General features: G+C 64.7%; 12 protein-coding genes. 9 read left to right on the top strand and 3 right to left on the bottom strand.

From position 1 onward, the window contains the following. The 4 genes from AB0H22_RS10065 to AB0H22_RS10050 all read left to right on the top strand — a co-directional run bounded on the left by AB0H22_RS10065 (position 1) and on the right by AB0H22_RS10050 (position 11,866). Positions 1 to 822 carry an alpha/beta hydrolase gene (locus tag AB0H22_RS10065; RefSeq protein WP_358146710.1) on the top strand — a complete coding sequence of 274 codons (822 nt, stop codon included), beginning with the start codon at positions 1 to 3 and terminating at the stop codon, positions 820 to 822. A gap of 123 nt (positions 823 to 945) precedes the next feature. Then, entirely contained in the window at positions 946 to 1,668 is a 723-nt protein-coding gene (locus AB0H22_RS10060; RefSeq protein WP_180751672.1) for a DUF1906 domain-containing protein, read from the top strand. A gap of 545 nt (positions 1,669 to 2,213) precedes the next feature. Further along, entirely contained in the window at positions 2,214 to 11,462 is a 9,249-nt protein-coding gene (locus AB0H22_RS10055) for a fatty acid synthase subunit beta domain-containing protein (RefSeq protein WP_358146520.1), read from the top strand. Beyond that, positions 11,459 to 11,866 carry a holo-ACP synthase gene (locus AB0H22_RS10050; protein WP_180751674.1) on the top strand — a complete coding sequence of 136 codons (408 nt, stop codon included), beginning with the start codon at positions 11,459 to 11,461 and terminating at the stop codon, positions 11,864 to 11,866. The genes AB0H22_RS10055 and AB0H22_RS10050 overlap by 4 nt, the downstream gene beginning before the upstream one ends. 9 nt (positions 11,867 to 11,875) lie before the next feature. Here AB0H22_RS10050 and AB0H22_RS10045 read toward each other — a convergent pair whose 3' ends face one another. Continuing rightward, on the bottom strand, positions 11,876 to 13,489 hold the full coding sequence (locus AB0H22_RS10045; RefSeq protein WP_358146519.1) for a DHA2 family efflux MFS transporter permease subunit: 1,614 nt from the start codon (positions 13,487 to 13,489) through the stop codon (positions 11,876 to 11,878). Positions 13,490 to 13,584: 95 nt separating this feature from the next. On the opposite strand from AB0H22_RS10045, the gene AB0H22_RS10040 reads away from it, so the two are divergent. Beyond that, on the top strand, positions 13,585 to 14,097 hold the full coding sequence (locus tag AB0H22_RS10040) for a MarR family transcriptional regulator (RefSeq protein ID WP_358146518.1): 513 nt from the start codon (positions 13,585 to 13,587) through the stop codon (positions 14,095 to 14,097). A 19-nt stretch (positions 14,098 to 14,116) separates the two neighbouring features. On the opposite strand, the gene bcp is transcribed toward AB0H22_RS10040, so the two are convergent. Continuing rightward, positions 14,117 to 14,590 carry a thioredoxin-dependent thiol peroxidase gene (gene bcp / locus AB0H22_RS10035; RefSeq protein ID WP_358146517.1) on the bottom strand — a complete coding sequence of 158 codons (474 nt, stop codon included), beginning with the start codon at positions 14,588 to 14,590 and terminating at the stop codon, positions 14,117 to 14,119. Between the two features lie 83 nt (positions 14,591 to 14,673). Here bcp and AB0H22_RS10030 point away from each other — a divergent pair, with 83 nt between their 5' ends. From AB0H22_RS10030 to AB0H22_RS10020, 3 genes are all read left to right on the top strand, one after another. Then, positions 14,674 to 14,910 carry a DUF3618 domain-containing protein gene (locus AB0H22_RS10030; protein WP_078353241.1) on the top strand — a complete coding sequence of 79 codons (237 nt, stop codon included), beginning with the start codon at positions 14,674 to 14,676 and terminating at the stop codon, positions 14,908 to 14,910. Between the two features lie 72 nt (positions 14,911 to 14,982). Next, complete coding sequence (locus AB0H22_RS10025; RefSeq protein WP_358146516.1) at positions 14,983 to 15,540, top strand: hypothetical protein; 558 nt, start codon at positions 14,983 to 14,985, stop codon at positions 15,538 to 15,540. Between the two features lie 23 nt (positions 15,541 to 15,563). Beyond that, positions 15,564 to 16,103 carry a hypothetical protein gene (locus AB0H22_RS10020; RefSeq protein WP_358146515.1) on the top strand — a complete coding sequence of 180 codons (540 nt, stop codon included), beginning with the start codon at positions 15,564 to 15,566 and terminating at the stop codon, positions 16,101 to 16,103. Here AB0H22_RS10020 and AB0H22_RS10015 read toward each other — a convergent pair. Beyond that, positions 16,100 to 16,930 carry a class I SAM-dependent methyltransferase gene (locus AB0H22_RS10015; protein ID WP_358146514.1) on the bottom strand — a complete coding sequence of 277 codons (831 nt, stop codon included), beginning with the start codon at positions 16,928 to 16,930 and terminating at the stop codon, positions 16,100 to 16,102. The two genes, AB0H22_RS10020 and AB0H22_RS10015, sit on opposite strands and share 4 nt — an antisense overlap. A 53-nt stretch (positions 16,931 to 16,983) precedes the next feature. Here AB0H22_RS10015 and AB0H22_RS10010 point away from each other — a divergent pair, with 53 nt between their 5' ends. Further along, positions 16,984 to 17,610: a helix-turn-helix domain-containing protein gene (locus AB0H22_RS10010; RefSeq protein WP_358146513.1), complete on the top strand. Its 627-nt coding sequence runs from the start codon at positions 16,984 to 16,986 to the stop codon at positions 17,608 to 17,610. Positions 17,611 to 17,670: the final 60 nt, after the last annotated feature.

The following is a 17,670-nucleotide window of genomic DNA, read 5'->3' as shown; positions in this document are numbered from 1 at the left end:
GTGACGACCGCCGACGGGCGCGAGTTGCACTACATGGTCGCCGGATCCGGTGAGCCGACCGTGGTGTTCGAATCGGGAATGGGTTTCTCGCGGTCGGCCTGGGGTCTAGTGCAACCCCTTGTCGCCCAGCGTTTTCGGTCGGTGGTCTACGACCGTGCGAACTTGGGGCGCAGTGGTGACGACCCGGAGCCGCGCACGCTGGAGCGAATCACCGCGGACCTGGGCGCCTTGCTGACGGCCCTCGATTCGGGGCCTTACATCCTGGTGGGGCACAGCTACGGCGGAACCATCGCGCTGGCGACGACGGCGGCTGATCCGTCACGCATCGCGGGCATCGTTCTCGTCGACCACTCTGACGAGAACCTGGATTCCTATTTCCGTCCGGCCTCGATCGGCATGCGGATCCTCGGGCTCATCCATCGTGCGACGCTCGACGCGATGGGGCGGGTGGGTCTGCTGGCGCACCTCGTGCGCCGCATGATGCCCCGGATGCCGCGCGATGTAATCGACGATATGACGTCCGAAGACCTCACGTGGCGGGCTGGACGCGCCGCCAACGAGGAGGAGCGCCGCTTTGTCGACGGGATGGCCCGGTTGCGCGACAACCCGCCGATGTTCGGCGGCATTCCCATCACCGTCATATCGGGAGCCCGCGCGGAGTTTCTGAACGAGGAGACACGGTCCGAGCTGAACGCCGCCCATCAGGTGACGGCGCATCGGCTCGGGGCGCGCCATGTGCTCGCTCGCAAATCCGGACATCAGGTTGTCCTCACCGAACCGCGATTGATCGCCGACGAGGTGTTTCGGATCGCGGACGCGTAGGCGCCCGTCTAGACGCCGCTGTGGCGTATGTGACTAGCGTGGCTACCGTGTTTGTTGAGGCAGTTGTCGTAATCTGAGGCTTGAGTTCTGCAAAACAGCACTTCGAACAGCTTCAGTGAGGTAGTGGTGTCCATATCCCGCCGGGGTGTCCTCAAATACGCCGCTGGCATACCCGCCGCGGTAGCACTGGGAGGTGCCACAGCCTCCCTGACGGCTGCGCGGGCGAACGCTGCCTCGCTCGGGACACTCATCGACTACGCCGGTGGTGTCCCGTCTCCGGAGTCGATCAAGGCCGCCGGACACCTGGGTGCGATTCGGTACGTATCGGATCCGCGCAGCCCGGGATTGTCGGCGGGTAAGCCCATCAAACTTGCCGAAGCGCGCGATCTGTATCGCGCCGGCCTGAAGATCGTCTCCAACTACCAATACGGCAAGCAGGACACCGCGGACTGGCTCGGTGGCCATGACGCAGGAATCAAACACGCGCAACGCGGGTGGCAGCTGCACGTCGCCGCCGGTGGCTCCTACAACGTGCCGATTTACGTCTCGGTCGACGACAACCCGACACCTGAGCAGTACAAGAACCAGGTGGCGCCGTACCTGAAGGCCTGGGAGTCGGTTTTGGGACATGCCCGCACCGGGCTGTACGGCAACTCCAAGACCATCGATTGGGCCCTGCAGGACGGGCTGTGCTCGTACTTCTGGCAGCACAATTGGGGCAGCCCTAAAGGCTTCGTCCATCCCCAGGCTCATCTGCATCAGTTCGAGATCGACAAGCGCGAGGTCGGAGGAATCGGCGTCGACCTCAACGACATTCTTCAGCCCAATTTCGGGCAGTGGGTCTAGGCGTCGAGTCTCACCAGCGCTGACGCGCCTCCTGAGCATTTTCGCGGTCGGATACGTAGCTGGCTAAACATCACCAGTCGCACTGGTAACACAAGTTGGAAACGCGTTGGTATGCCAGCAAACTTATGACACATGTTCTGGCTTTTCCTGGTGTGGATGACCGTGTTGAAGGCGCCGAACGCGACACGCGCGAACGCGGTCGCCGCTACCGGAATCAAGCATAACGATTCGATAACAATCAATGTCTGATCTGCGATGTTATACCTACTCGGCCGTAACCACCCGCATGCAGCGCGTTTGATTGGGCGGTTGGTTGCCAGCACTTGGCCTGCCGTTACGTAAGCGGTGGTTACTCCTGCGTAGAACTCGGCAGTAACTATTACGCCAGAAGATATCGCCACCCCTCTTATGACACTCTTAAGTCCAGACCTGCGGTGATGCGGATACCGATACGAAAACACGGCCTCAATCAATCCCGATCGACAGAGACGACGACACGGGGTACGGCTGGATTCACGACTGACGGAAAGACGGGTAGCGGCGACGTGACTATCAACGAGTACGACAAGGTGACCAGCTCTGAGGGCCCCGACGCGAACGGTGCGGCCGATCCGGGTCCCAGTGCGGGTCCCGCGCTGATCGATCGCCTGGAGTCCGGTGAGCCCTACGCGGTGGCCTTCGGGGGTCAAGGCAGCGATTGGCTGGAGTCACTCGCCGACCTCGCGGCCTCGGCCGGTATCGAATCGGAGCTGGCGACCCTGGCCGGTGAGGCCGAGCTGCTCCTGGAGCCCGTCGCCAAGGAACTTGTGGTGGTGCGTCCGGTCGGCTTCACGCCGCTCACCTGGATGCGTGCGCTGACCGCCGAGGAGCCTGTGCCTGTCGCCGCGCAGCTCACCTCGGCCGCGGTCTCCATGCCCGGTGTACTGCTGGCCCAGTTGGCTGCTGTCCGCGCATTGAAGATCCAAGGCCTGGATCTGGCCCAGCTCCCGCCGGTCGCCGTCGTCGGACACTCGCAGGGCGTGCTCGCGGTCGAGGCGCTCAAGGCCCACGGTGCTCGCGATGTCGAGCTGCTCGCCATCGCTCAGCTGGTGGGTGCCGCGGCGACCCTGGTCGCGCGGCGCCGCGGCATCGTGGTGCGCGGTAACCGCACCCCCATGGTGTCGGTGACCAATGTCGACCCCGAACGTATTAAGGCGCTACTCGACGATTTCGCTCAGGATGTCCGCACCGTTCAGCCGCCTGCGCTATCCATCCGCAACGGACGCCGTTCCGTCGTCATCACCGGTACCCCCGAGCAGCTGTCACGGTTCGAGCTGTACTGCGAGCAGATCGCAGACCGCGAGGCCGCCGAGCGCAAGGACAAGGTGCGCGGGGGCGCGGTCTTCAGCCCGGTCTTCGACCCGGTCAATGTCGAGGTGGGCTTCCACTCTCCGCGCCTTGCCGATGGTGTCGAGATCGCCGGCCGCTGGGCGGCCGCTGCAGGCCTCGACGTCGAGCTGACCAAGGCCTTGACCGAGTCCGTCCTCGTCGCCCCGGTCGACTGGGTGAATGAGGTGAGCCATGTCGCCGACGCCGGTGCCCGCTGGATCCTGGATCTTGGCCCCGGTGACCTCCTCACCCGTCTGACCGCCCCGGTCATCCGCGGACTCGGGATCGGGATCGTACCTACCGCCACCCGCGGTGGACAGCGAAACCTGTTCACCCACGGCGCCGTTCCCGAGGTCGCCCGCGCCTGGTCCAGCTTCGCGCCGACCGTGGTGTCGCTGCCCGACGGCTCGGTCAAGCTGTCCACCAAGTTCACCCGTCTCACCGGGCGCTCGCCAATCCTGTTGGCGGGTATGACGCCGACCACCGTCGATTCGAAAATCGTTGCGGCTGCTGCCAACGCGGGTCACTGGTCCGAGCTCGCCGGCGGCGGGCAGGTCACCGAGGAGATCTTCAGCGCCCGCATTGAAGAACTCACCGGCCTGTTGGAGCCGGGTCGTCAGATCCAGTTCAACTCGCTGTTCCTGGACCCCTACCTGTGGAAGCTGCAGGTTGGCTCGAAGCGGTTGGTGCAGAAGGCCCGTCAGGCCGGTGCGCCGATCGACGGTGTAGTCGTGACCGCCGGCATTCCCGAGCTGGAAGAAGCCGTCGCGCTCATCGACGAGCTCACCGAAATCGGCTTCAGTCACATCGTGTTCAAGCCGGGCACTGTTGAGCAGATCCGCTCCGTCGTGCGTATCGCGGCCGAGGTGCCGACCCGCCCGATCATCATGCACGTCGAGGGTGGCCGCGCCGGTGGACACCACTCCTGGGAGGACCTCGACGACCTGCTGCTGGCCACCTACTCGGAGCTGCGTTCGCGCTCCAATATCACCGTGTGTGTCGGTGGCGGTATCGGTACGCCCGAGCAGGCAGCCGAATACCTCAGCGGCCGTTGGGCACTGAAGTTCGGATTCCCGCTGATGCCGGTCGACGGCATCCTGGTCGGCACCGCGGCGATGGCCACACTGGAGGCCACCACCTCGCCGTCGGTCAAGCAGATGCTGGTCGAGACCGCGGGCACACCCACCTGGGTTCCCGCCGGAAAAGCACAGGGCGGCATGGCTTCCGGGCGCAGCCAGCTGGGCGCCGATATTCACGAGATCGACAATGCGGCCTCGCGCTGCGGTCGTCTGCTCGACGAGGTCGCCGGTGACGCCGATGCGGTGGCCAAGCGCCGCGACGAGATCGTCGCCGCGATGGAGCTGACCGCCAAGCAGTACTTCGGCGATGTCGAGGAGATGACATACGCGCAGTGGCTGAGCCGCTACGTTGAGCTGTCCATCGGTGACGGCGACAGCACCGCCGACACCGTCGTGGCGCACTCGCCCTGGTTGGACGTCACCTGGCGGGACCGCTTCGAGCAGATGCTCAAGCGCGCCGAGGCCCGGTTGCACCCCAAGGACTTCGGGCCCGTCGAGACCCTGTTCGTCGATGAGTCGCTGTTGGAGCGCCCGGCCGAGGCCATTGCCGGGCTTCTTGAGCGCTACCCGGACGCGGCCACCATCAAGCTGCACCCGGCCGATGTGCCGTTCTTCGTCGCGCTGTGCAAGACGCTGGGCAAGCCGGTCAACTTCGTGCCCGTCATCGACAAGGATGTGCGCCGCTGGTGGCGCAGTGACTCGTTGTGGCAGGCCCACGATGCCCGCTACACCGCCGAGCAGGTGTGCATCATTCCCGGCACCGCCGCGGTTGCCGGGATCACCCGGGTCGACGAGCCGGTGGGCGAGCTGCTCGACCGCTTCGAGCAGACTGCCATCGACGAGGTTGTGGCCGCCGGTGTGGAACCGCTGCCGGTGCGCTCGCGCCTGCGTCGCCGCTGGGATGTCGAGGGTCCGTTGGCGACCGTGCTGGACGCGCCGGATGTGTTGTGGTCCGGACGCATTGCCGTCAACCCCGTGCATCGGATCGCTCCCGACGGAGCGTGGCAGGTCTTCGAGGACCGCACTGCTTCACACCCGTCGACCGGTGCCCGCCTTGAGGTCACCGGCGATGACGCCGTGCGTCTGAGCGTGCCGCTGTCGGGCACCTGGGTCGATATCGACCTGACCCTGCCTACGACCACCCGTGACGGTGGCACCCCGGTGGTGACCACCGAAGCCGCCGCCGCGGCCATGCGGACCGTGCTCGCGGTGGCTGCTGGCTTTGATGACTCAGCGGATCTTCCTTTAGTGAATAACGGAACGGTACGGGTTGTCGCGCAGTGGGATCCGGAGCGCGTCGCGGACCATACGGGCGTCACCGCGGTGCTTCCCGCGCCGTTGGCTCCCGGATCGTCGACCGTGCCCGACGCACTGGTCGGCCTGTGCTGGCCTGCGGTGTTTGCCGCCATCGGCGATGCCAAGACCCAGGACGGCATCGGAGTGATCGAGGGTCTGCTCTCGCTGGTGCACCTGGATCACGCAGCCCACCTGATCTCCGCGCTGCCCGCCGAGAATGCCGAACTGACCGTCACCGCAACGGCTTCCGCGGCCACCGACACCGAGGTTGGCCGGGTTGTCCCGGTCGACGTCACGGTGGCGACGGCTGATGGCACCGTGCTGGCCACCCTGCAGGAGCGGTTCGCGATCCTGGGTCGCAACGGGGCCGCCGAGCTGGGCGACCCGGTGCGTGCCGGTGGTGCACTCTCCGAGCACGAGGCAGACACGACTCGTCGTCGCCGTCGTGACGTCAAGATTTTCGCGCCCACCGACATGCGGGCGTTCGCGGTGGTCTCGGGAGATCACAACCCGATCCACACCGACAAGTCGGCCGCGCTGCTGGCAGGGCTGGGATCGCCCATCGTGCACGGTATGTGGCTTTCGGCCGCCGCGCAGCACGTGGTCACCTCAGCAGACACCTCCAGCACTCCGCCCCGCACCTTGGTCGGCTGGACCTCTCGCTTCCTGGGAATGGTGCAGCCTGGTGACGAGGTCGACGTGCGCGTGGACCGTGTCGGAATCGATTCCGGTGCAGAGGTTGTGGAAATTCAGGCCAAGGTCGGCACCGACTTGGTGATGTCTGCGACCGCTCGGCTCGCGGCCCCCAAGACCGTGTACGCCTTCCCGGGCCAGGGAATCCAGCACAAGGGCATGGGCATGGACGTGCGTTCGCGTTCCAAGGCCGCTCGCAAGGTCTGGGACAACGCCGACAAGTTCACCCGTGAACGTCTTGGCTTCTCGGTGCTGCACGTCGTCAAGGACAACCCGATCAGCCTCGTCGCCGGTGGCGTCCACTACCAGCACCCCGAGGGGGTGCTGTACCTGACGCAGTTCACCCAGGTGGCCATGGCCACCGTGGCGACCGCACAGATCGCAGAGATGAAGGAGACAGGAGCCTTCGTCGACGACGCCATCACCTGCGGCCACTCGGTTGGTGAATACACCGCGCTGGCCACCGTCAGCGGAGTCATCCCACAGGATGGTCTGCTGGAAGTGGTGTTCCACCGTGGGTCCGCGATGCACGACATCGTGCCCCGAGATGAGCAGGGCCGCAGCAACTATCGTCTGGCTGCCATCCGTCCGTCGCAGATCGCGTTGGAGGATGCCGATGTCGACGCGTTCGTCGCGGAGATTGCGGCTCGCTCTGGAGAGTTTCTTCAGATCGTTAACTTCAACCTGCGCGGTTCGCAGTACGCCATCGCCGGGACGGTGCGCGGTCTGGAGCTGCTGGAGGCCGAGGTCGAGAAGCGTCGCGAAGAGTTTGGTGGACGGCGCTCCTTCATCATGGTGCCCGGTATCGACGTGCCGTTCCATTCCGAGGTGCTGCGGGTCGGTGTCGCCGAGTTCCGCCGTGCCCTGGAGCGGGTGTTGCCAATGGACAGCGACCCAAACCTGATCCTCGGCAAGTACATCCCGAACCTGGTGCCGAAGCCGTTCACCCTGGACCGCGAATTCATCCAGGAGATCCGCGATCTGGTTCCTGCCGAGCCGCTCGATGAGGTACTCGCCGACTACGACACCTGGCGTAACGAGAAGCCGGTGTTGTTGTGCCGCAAGGTGCTTATCGAGCTGCTGGCTTGGCAGTTCGCCAGCCCGGTGCGGTGGATCGAGACCCAGGATCTGCTGTTCACCGAGGAGGCCGCGGGCGGACTCGGTGTCGAGCGATTCGTCGAGGTGGGTGTGAAGTCAATGCCGACCGTCGCCGGTCTGGCCAACAACACCCTGAAGCTGCCCGAGTTCAGCCACAGCTCGGTCGAGGTGCTCAACGTCGAGCGCGACCACGCCGTGCTGTTCGGCACGGATACCGATCCTGAACCCGATCCCGAGCCGGAAGAGGCTGCCGCACCGGCGGATTCCGCCGCCGCGCCCGCCGTGGCCGCCCCGGCTGCCGCCCCCGCCGCACCCAGCGGTGGTCCGCGGCCGGACGATATCGGGTTCGACGCCTCCGATGCGACGCTTGGGCTCATCGCCTTGTCCACGAAAATGCGCATCGACCAGATCGAGCCGGTGGACTCCATCGAGAGCCTCACCGACGGCGCCTCCTCGCGTCGTAACCAGCTGCTGGTCGACCTGGGTTCGGAGCTGAACCTGAGCGCTATCGACGGAGCCGCGGAGGCGGACCTGTCCGGATTGCGGACGCAGGTCACCAAATTGGCGCGCACCTACAAGCCTTTCGGCCCGGTGCTGTCGGACTCGATCAATGATCAGCTCAAGACGGTCTTCGGACCGTCGGGTAAGCGTCCCGCCGCCATCGGCGAGCGGGTGCGCAAGACCTGGGAGCTCGGCGAAGGCTGGGTCAAGCATGTGACCCTCGAGCTGGCACTCGGTACCCGTGAGGGCACCAGCGTCCGCGGCGGCGATCTCGGCGGCCTGGCGGCCAGCACGCTGACGGACGGCAATGCGGTGGACGCGGCGATCGACGCTGCAGTTGCCGCGGTGGCTGCGCGTCGCGGTGTCGGCGTAACGCTGCCTTCGGCGGGCGGTGGCGCCGGCGCGACGGTCGATGCCGCCGCGCTGAGCGAGTTCACCGACCAGATCACTGGTCGCGACGGAGTTCTCGCCTCGGCGGCCCGTTTGGTGCTCGATCAGCTGGGCCTCGCGGCCCCGGTCGTCACTCCCGACGGTGCCACCGACACCGAGCTCGTCGAGCTGGTATCTGCCGAGTTGGGCTCGGATTGGCCACGTTTGGTGGCTCCGACGTTCGACGGCAAGAAGGCCGTGGTGTTCGACGATCGCTGGGCCAGCGCCCGCGAGGATTTGGCGCGGTTGTGGATCACCGACGAAGGCGAGATTGACCAGGATTGGCAGAGTCTGGGCCTCCGATTTGAAGGTGCCGGGCACGCTGTTGCCGCGCAGGCGAATTGGTGGCAGGGCAAGTCGCTGGCGCAGGGACGCAATGTCCACGCCTCGCTATTCGGACGCATTGCCGCCGGAGCCGAGAGCCCGGATAGCGGCAAGTGGGGTACCGAGGTCGCGGTGGTGACGGGTGCTTCCAAGGGCTCGATCGCCGCGTCGGTGGTGGCCGAGCTGCTATCCGGTGGAGCGACGGTTATCGCCACCACTTCGCGTCTTGACGAGGACCGTTTGGCCTTCTACCGCAACCTGTATCGGGAGAGCGCACGGTTCAGCGCCAAGCTGTGGGTGATACCGGCCAATATGGCCTCGTACGCCGATATCGACGCATTGGTGCAGTGGGTCGGCACCGAGCAGTCGGAAAACCTTGGGCCGATGTCGATTCACCTCAAGGACGCGCAGACCCCGTCCCTGTTATTCCCGTTCGCCGCACCGAAGGTAGTCGGGGATCTGTCGGAGGCCGGCGCGCGTGCCGAGATGGAGATGAAGGTGCTGCTGTGGGCCGTGCAACGGCTCATCGGCGGTCTGTCCGCCATCGGTGCCGAGCGCGATATCGCCTCGCGTCTGCACGTGGTGCTGCCCGGTTCGCCGAACCGCGGAATGTTCGGCGGCGACGGTGCGTACGGCGAGTCCAAGGCGGCCCTCGATGCGCTGGTTACTCGTTGGAAGGCGGAGTCGTCGTGGGCATCGCGCGTCAGCCTGGCGCACGCGCTGATCGGCTGGACCCGCGGCACCGGGCTGATGGGTCACAACGACGCCATCGTCACCGGCGTGGAAGAGGCGGGAGTCACCACGTACTCCACCGCGGATATGGCGTCCATGCTGTTGGCGCTGTGCACCCCGGAGGCACGGGTTCAGGCCGCGCAGGCACCGGTCGAGAAGGATCTCACCGGTGGGCTGGCCGAGGTTGAACTCGATATGGCCGAGCTGGCCGCGAAGGCCCGCGAGGAAATGGAAGCCAAGGCGAAGGCCGAAGCCGCCACGGCCTCCGACGATGAAGACGATCCGAATTTCATTGCGGCACTGCCATCTCCGCCGCGTGGATACACCTCGGCGCTGCCGCCGGAATGGGCCGACCTCGATGTCGACCCGGCCGATTTGGTGGTCATCGTCGGTGGTGGCGAGCTCGGCCCGCTGGGCTCGTCGCGTACCCGTTACGAGATGGAGGTCGGCGACGAACTGTCGGCGGCCGGTGTGCTGGAGCTTGCCTGGACCACTGGACTGGTCAAGTGGGAGAACGACCCCGAGGCCGGTTGGTACGACGCCGAAACCGGTGAACTGGTGCCGGAGTCGGAGTTGGTGGAGCGCTACCACGACAAGGTGGTAGCCAACATCGGTGTCCGCGAGTTCGTGGACGACGGTGCGATCGATCCCGATCATGCCTCGCCGCTGCTGGTTTCGGTGTTCTTGGACAAGGACTTCACCTTCACGGTGGCCACCGAGGCCGAGGCCCGCGAGTTCGTGAGGTGGGATCCCGAGCACACCGTTATCCAGCCGCTGCCGGAGGGCAGCGACTGGCAGGTGACGCGCAGAGCGGGCACCGAGGTTCGCGTCCCGCGCAAGACCAAGCTGTCGCGGACCGTGGGCGCGCAGATCCCGACCGGTTTCGATCCGACGGTGTGGGGTATCACCCCGGACATGGTCGGATCCATTGACCGGGTGGCGCTGTGGAACATGGTCGCGACGGTGGATGCGTTCCTGTCGGCGGGCTTCACCCCGACCGAGCTGATGCGTTGGGTGCACCCGAGCCTGGTGGCCAACACCCAGGGCACCGGTATGGGCGGCATGACCTCGATGCAGACCATGTACCACGGAAACCTGTTGGGCCGTAACAAGCCGAACGACATCCTGCAAGAGGTGCTGCCGAACGTCGTTGCCGCGCACGTGGTTCAGTCGTACGTCGGTTCCTACGGTTCGATGATCCACCCGGTAGCGGCCTGTGCCACCGCCGCGGTGTCCGTCGAGGAAGGCGTCGACAAGATCCGGCTCGGCAAGGCGCATCTGGCGTTGGCCGGTGGTTTCGACGACCTGACGCTGGAGGCCATCATCGGATTCGGTGACATGGCCGCGACTGCCGACACCGAGACAATGCGGGCCAAGGGCATTGCGGACAAGAGATTCTCGCGTGCCAACGACCGTCGTCGCCTCGGGTTCGTCGAGGCGCAGGGTGGCGGCAGCGTGCTGCTGGCGCGCGGTGACCTGGCGCTCAAGATGGGTCTGCCGGTGCTGGCGGTGGTTGCATACGCGCAGTCCTTCGGTGACGGTGTGCACACCTCGATCCCGGCTCCGGGTCTGGGTGCGCTGGCGGCCGGGCGTGGCGGCAAGGACTCGGATCTGGCGCGCTCGCTGAACAAGCTGGGCGTGACGGCCGATGACATCGCCGTGATCTCCAAGCACGACACGTCCACGCTCGCCAACGATCCCAACGAGACCGAGCTGCACGAGCGGCTTGCGGCCTCGCTGGGGCGCTCGGACGGCGCGCCGCTGTTCGTCATCTCGCAGAAGAACCTGACCGGTCACGCCAAGGGCGGCGCCGCGGTGTTCCAGATGCTGGGCCTGTGCCAGGTGCTGCGCGACGGGGTCATCCCGCCGAACCGCAGCCTGGACTGTGTCGATGACGAGCTGGCCACCAGCCAGCACTTCGTATGGCTGCGTGAGTCGCTACCGCTCAAGGAGAAGCTGCCGCTGAAGGCGGGTCTGGTGACGAGCCTGGGCTTCGGTCACGTATCGGGCCTGGTGGCGCTGGTGCACCCGCAGGCCTTCATCGCCTCGCTGCGTCCGGAGGATCGCGACGACTACGAGAAGCGTTCGCACGAGCGCATTCTCAAGGGCCAGCGTCGACTCGCGTCGGCGATGGCGGGCGGCCGGCCCATGTACGAGCGGCCGGACGGGCGTCGCTTCGACCACGATCACGATGAGTCGGAGAAGCGTCAGGAAGCGTCCATGCTGTTGGATCCGGGTGCGCGCCTGAGTGAGGACGAGGTCTACCACCGGTGACCGTTGTCGGTATCGGGATCGACCTGGTCACCATCTCCGAGTTCGGGGAGCAGTTGGCCAGTCCCGGAACGGCTTTCGGGTCCGCGTTTACGCCGGGGGAGCGGCGTGACGCGGCCTCAAAGACCGGTGGCGAGGCACGGTACTTGGCAGCGCGTTGGGCGGCGAAAGAGGCCGTCATCAAGGCGTGGTCTGGGTCGCGATACTCGCAGCGGCCGGTGCTGCCGGAGAACATCCACCGCGATATCGAGGTGGTGACGGACACGTGGGGGCGTCCGCGCATTCGGCTTTCGGGGGCGATAGCCGAGTACCTGGCCGATATGACGGTGCACGTGACCCTGACCCACGACGGTGACACCGCGGCGGCGTTCGTCGTCCTGGAGCAGGGTGACCAGCCGCAGGCTTAGCTCAATTCCTCAGATTCGGGTTTCGGCAGCCGGCTCAGTCGGTGCTGGGACTGAGGCGATGAGTGCAGTCGCAATGAGCCCTGCCACGAGAAAACTCGCAGCTAGATAGCTGCCCAGCGCGACGCCGTGCGCCATTGCGTCGCGGGCGGCGTTGGCGATTGCCGCCGTGTGTGGTTGCGCGGCGAGTGTCTCGATAGCGGCGCCCGCGCTGCCCACGACCGCGTGGGTGGTGGCCTCGGATTGGGGCCCGGGCACGCCGAGTGCCGCCAGACTGCCGCTGAGCCGCGAGCCGAGAACGCTGAAGAAAGTTGACGTGAGTACCGCGATCCCCAGGGCTGACCCGAGCTGACGAAACACGCTCTGCAGGCCGGACCCCTGACCGGAGCTGTGCTCGGGGACGTCGGCGAGCACCACGTTGGTCACCTGCGCGGTCGCGAACCCGACGCCAATTCCGTAGACGAACAGTGTCGCCGCGATGGCCCACCATGTGCTGTCGGGCCGCGCTAGGAATCCGAGCACGGCCAATCCCAACGCCTCCAACGCCAAACCGATACGGACCAGGCCGAGAGACGAGATCTTTTGGGCCATGCCGAAGCTGGCGCCACTAGCCACGAAGCTGCCGAGCGCCACGGGCACCAGAGCCAACCCCGCCTGGACGGGGCTGTATCCCAACGCGAACTGCAGCCACAGTGGAAGGACCGCCACGATGCCGAACTCGCCCAGCCCGATAATCAGCGTTGCAATGTTGCCGTTGCGGAAAGAGCTGATGGACAGGAGCCGGACATCCATCAGAGCTTTGGTCGGCTGCCCCGGCGCGATGCCGCGGGTCAGGGCGACTTGGCGGGCGGTGAACGCAACTAGGCCCAACGCCGCCAGGACCAGAGCGACGAATACGGGCGAGATGCCGAACGTCCACCGTATGCCGAGAAGCTGAAACGGCTCGGTGCTGCGGACCCATCCGTATGTGCGGCCGTCGATCAAACCGAAGGCGAGTAGTCCCAGGCCGATGGTCGAGTACACCGCGCCCAGGACATCTACTCCCGCGCTGGTGCGTGGTGAGCGCGGGATGAACATCAGGGCGCCAATGCAGATCACCGCGACGAGAGGAATGTTGATCCCGAAAGCCCAACGCCACGAGGCATGTTCGGACAGCCAGCCGCCGAGTAGGGGCCCCAGCGCTGTAGCGGCGCCGATTGTGGACCCCCAGATCGCGAACGCCTGGCCTCGCGCCTTGCCGGTGAACAGCACGTTGAGTAGAGCAAGCGATGTCGGCAAGATCAGGGCCGCTCCCGCGCCCTGCAAGAAGCGTGCCAGCACCAACCACTCACCGGTCGGAGCCAGGCCCGCCAGCAGGCTAGTGGCGCCGAAAATGATTACGCCGGTGAGGAAGACGCGGCGGGCGCCGAGAATGTCGGAAGCGCGGCCGACGAGCAATAGCAGCGCCGCGAACACGATCGCGTAGGACTCCTGCACCCACTGCGCTTGAACGGACGTAACACCGAGATCGCGCACGATCGAGGGAATGATGACGTTGACGATCGTGGTGTCCACGACGATCAGGGCCACCCCTAACGCGATGGCGACCAAGCCCAACCATCTGCGGGCGTTATCTGGCAGGTTCATGATATTCCTTCATGGTGAAGTAACTTCATGAAGAAGGTATGGTGTCGAGAGTTGCTTGTCAAAATGCCGCCGGAAACGGAGGCAAAGGAGGTTCCGTGGCACGGAAGACGTCTGGTGACGTTGTGGCACAACGTATTCTGCTTATGGCAGAGATGCACAGCCTGGACGCGACCTTCGCGGAGCTGGGTAGGCACCTCGCGGCATCGCTGGAGACGCATCACACCGACGCGGTCGCGTTGCTGGAGATCGTTGAGGCCGAGCGGCGAGATGAACCGTTGTCACCGGCCAGGCTCGGCGAGCGTGTCGCCCTGACATCGGGTGCGACGACGGCGCTGGTCAATCGGCTCGAGCGTGCGCATCACGTTGTACGTGTGCGGGAGCAGGCGGACCGGCGCGTGGTCAGCTTGCACGCCACAGAGCACGTCCGAGGGTTGGCCGAGCAGTACTTCGGACCGCTGGGCGATCGCCTCGACGAGATGATGAGTCAGTACCCGGCCGAGCAGCGTCGGCAGTTCATCGATTTCATGGTCGATCTGCGTACCACGCTGGAACATCACCTGCGCGAACAGGATTCAGAAGTGCGCCCAACCCAGAGTCCGAGCGTCTGAACGGCGTCGAGTCGGCCGCCTAGACGGACAGGTCGCGGCGCAGCTTGGCGACGTGTCCGGTTGCCTTCACGTTGTACTGCGCTACCTCGATGTTGCCCTTTTCGTCTACGACGAAGGTCGATCGGATGACGCCCACAACGATCTTCCCGTACAGCTTCTTCTCACCGAAGGCGCCATACGCGGTGAGTGTTGTCTTGTCGGGATCAGACAGCAGCGGGAAGTTCACACCATCGTGCTCGCGAAACTTGGCCAGCTTCTCGGGCTTGTCGGGGGAGATGCCGATGACGTCGAGACCGGCACCGTTGAGTTCAGCGAGGCTGTCGCGGAAATCGCAGGCCTGCTTGGTGCAACCTGGCGTCAGGGCGGCCGGATAGAAGTAGACGATCACCTTGCGGCCCTTGTATGAGGACAGCGACACCTTGTTGCCGTCGGCGTCGAGCAGGGTGAACGCCGGCGCTTTGTCGCCAACCTCGAGTCGCTTGGTCTCCGCCATGGCCGGTGCCTTTCTGTTGACCCGTACAGTTGTTGCCCTAGGGTAGTTGCTTGAGTTCAACTGCAGACGTGGAGGAGTGTCAGGTGGCCAGGGATCCCGAAGCAATCAAGGCCGACATCGACAAGGCGCGCGATCAGCTTGCGGCGACAGTCGACACCCTGAGTGACCGCGCCAATCCGCAGCGTCTGGCCGAGGACGCCAAGGCTTCGGTGCTCGCGACCCTGAACAAGCCGGCCATCAAGTTCACCATCCTGGGCTTCGGTGCCGTGGTTGCGGTGCTGGTGGTCCGAAAGGTCGTCGGCAAGTTCCGTCGCGACTGATTTCATCCTCGCTAGCAAGCGCGGTGGCGACTTCCTATGTCGCGTTTACCTGCAATTAGCTATATTGAGCAAGTGGAGCTGCGCTTGCTATTCGAACCTGCTTCGGTTCGCTATCTGACTTGGGTGGTATTGGGGTGGCTGCTTGCTGCCTTCTTGTTTCTCGGCGCGTTCCATTACGACGGTTTTGCGCCGCAGATCGTGCTCGTCACCTGTACCTCACTGGGGCTGCTTGGTGCATGGGTGTGGGACTTTCAAGTCCGGTCCTATCAACGACTCATGTCGGAAGTACCGCCGGCCAGGTACCGCGATGTCTACAGGGCGATCACTCGAGGACCGCTTCCGGAGAGCAGGGAGTTGCGATCGGCGGCGCTCGCCGTTGCGCAGCGTTACCTGAAACAGGCGATGCCAGGCCGACGGTTCAGCATCGGCATGTCGGTGTTTGTCGTTGCTATCTGTGTGTTCAACGCATGGTTCATGAATCGGGACGGGAGTGTCCCGAACCTATCCGCAGCGTGGCTCGCGGTAGCGGCGCTGTGGGCATACCAGGCCGTGCAGAAATTTCACGTTCCACGTCTCGTGCGAGCGCGTGTCGCGCTGTTGACTTCGGCTGAGTTGGAAGCACGCGCATGACAGTCCGGCTCGCACTCGCCCCCGTGTGGGTACAACTGCTCGCATCGATTGTCATCTGGTGGGTGATGGGAAGTCTTGTGTTGGCTTTTTGGCGATCAACTGGGCAGCAGCCCAGAGAGCAGGTGGGGTGGTGGATCGCCGTCGGCGTCGGCGGGATCGTATTTGGGGCACTGGGCGCGGCCATGGGGCAGATAGATGGTGTGAAGTATCGGGCCGCAGTGAAAGATATTGCACCGCAGTACTATCGGCAGGCGGCCAGGGTCTTGGTGCGTGGCCCGATGCCCACTGATCCGTCTGTAAAAGTCGCGGCCATTCGTCTGGCTGATGTGTATTTGTGGCGCGCTGGGCAGCGTCCCCGCTTTTTCGGGCGATTGATCTTGTCCACCATCGTCATGTGGACGGGTCTAGCGGTTCTGCAGGGCTTTGATGACGACGCGAATCCCGCGATCATTGCCATGAACCTCCCGATTTGGCTGTGCTTAGCCGTACAGACCTACTACGTGTTCCCGCTCGTCGACGCGCGGCGTGCCCTCATGCTGCATTCCGAAGGCGCGCGCGCCTAGAACTCGAACCGCAGGATGCGTGCCGACCGTCTCATCGACTCGCTGTACCGCGCCATCCGTGAGGAGATCCGCACCCAGGTCGGAAACAGCTCCACCTCGGGCGCGTCCACCATGCTGAACTCCTCGACGAACTTGAGCTTCGGATTCCAGCGCTCCGGGGTGCGTGGATCGTTGTATCCCTCAAACCCGCGTAGCTGGTTGACCTTCTTGAACATCTTCTGTGGGAACAGTTTTGAGATCCACACACCTATCGCCATGCGGCCATAGTCGTTGAATGCCAACTGTCCGCTGGGGAAGTGGTCGGTGATGGCCCGCATTGCGGCGATGATTTGTTCCTTGGTCAGGAATGCGAAAAGGCCGTCGGCGATGACCATCGCCGGACGATCCGATGGGATGCCTGCGATCCACGCCGGGTCGGTGACGGACACCCCGATGGTGTGCTCACTCGGTCCTGGGGGCATGACGTCATCGCGCAATGCCGCCATCCCGGGGAGGTCGACGCTGTACCAATCGACGGTCGCGGGTGGCCTTACGCGTCGATACCCGTCATCCAGACCGGCTCCCAGGTCGACCACCACGGCATTGGGATGTTCGGTAACAAAGGAACGTACGCGATCGTCGAGAAGTTTTGCGCGCAAAGATGATTGGCACACCACCGGGCTGATCACCCCCAGCGCGTCGAAGTTGTAGTCGATCTGGTCGACGGCCGCCGCTGCGCCCGGGTCCGACAGGATCGGTCGCCTCCAACCGTTGTTGACGGCGCGGGCCTTGAGGGTGAGGAAGGCGGTCTCTTCCTCGGGGGTGATGCCGCTGGTGTCGATACGCATGAACTCGACTATACAAGCGTGTAGTCAATTGTCCAGTCGTGTAGCATTTGGAAATGGAGACCGTGGATCCCGACGACCTCACCGCCCGCGCCCGGATACGGGATGCGGCCCTACATGAGTTCGGCGAGAAGGGATATGACGGCGCCACCATCCGGGGGATCGCCGCTCGCGCTGGTGTGTCCTCAGGACTGTTGCGCCATCATTTCGGGTCCAAGCAGGAACTGCGCGATGCATGCGAGGAATACCTCGTCAAGACGATGCGCAACATCAATGAGCAGGTCCAGGCGAATGTGGAACGCGGTGACGTGCACTACGTTTCCGCCCGCATTCCGATCGGCCAGTACCAGGACTACATCACCAGGGCGCTGGTTGACGGCTCGGCGGGGCAGATATTCGACGAGATGGTCGCGATGACCGAAGGCTGGCTGGCCAGTGCTGACCACAACCGCGTCTATCCGGCCGATATCGACGTCAAGTCCCGCGCGACCGTCATTACCGCCATGGCCTTGGCGGTGCCTCTACTTCAGCAACATGTTTCGCGCGGACTCGGCGTGGATATCGGTTCGCCCGAGGGTGATCTCAAGATGGCGGCGGCCTTGGTTGATGTTTATGCCAACCCGCTGTTGACCCCAGACCAGGCGCAATCGGCGAGGGAGGATCTCGCACGCAGAATGGGGTAGCCAACCCTCATTGTAAAAACTTCGCTGTATGGCGTCGCAATTGCACTGTCACCTGGGTAC

It is taken from the genome of Mycobacterium sp. NPDC050853, assembly GCF_040653875.1.
Lineage (GTDB): Bacteria > Actinomycetota > Actinomycetes > Mycobacteriales > Mycobacteriaceae > Mycobacterium.
The sequence above is the reverse complement of the archived record's forward strand: the minus strand, read 5'-3'. Positions and strand labels throughout refer to the sequence as shown.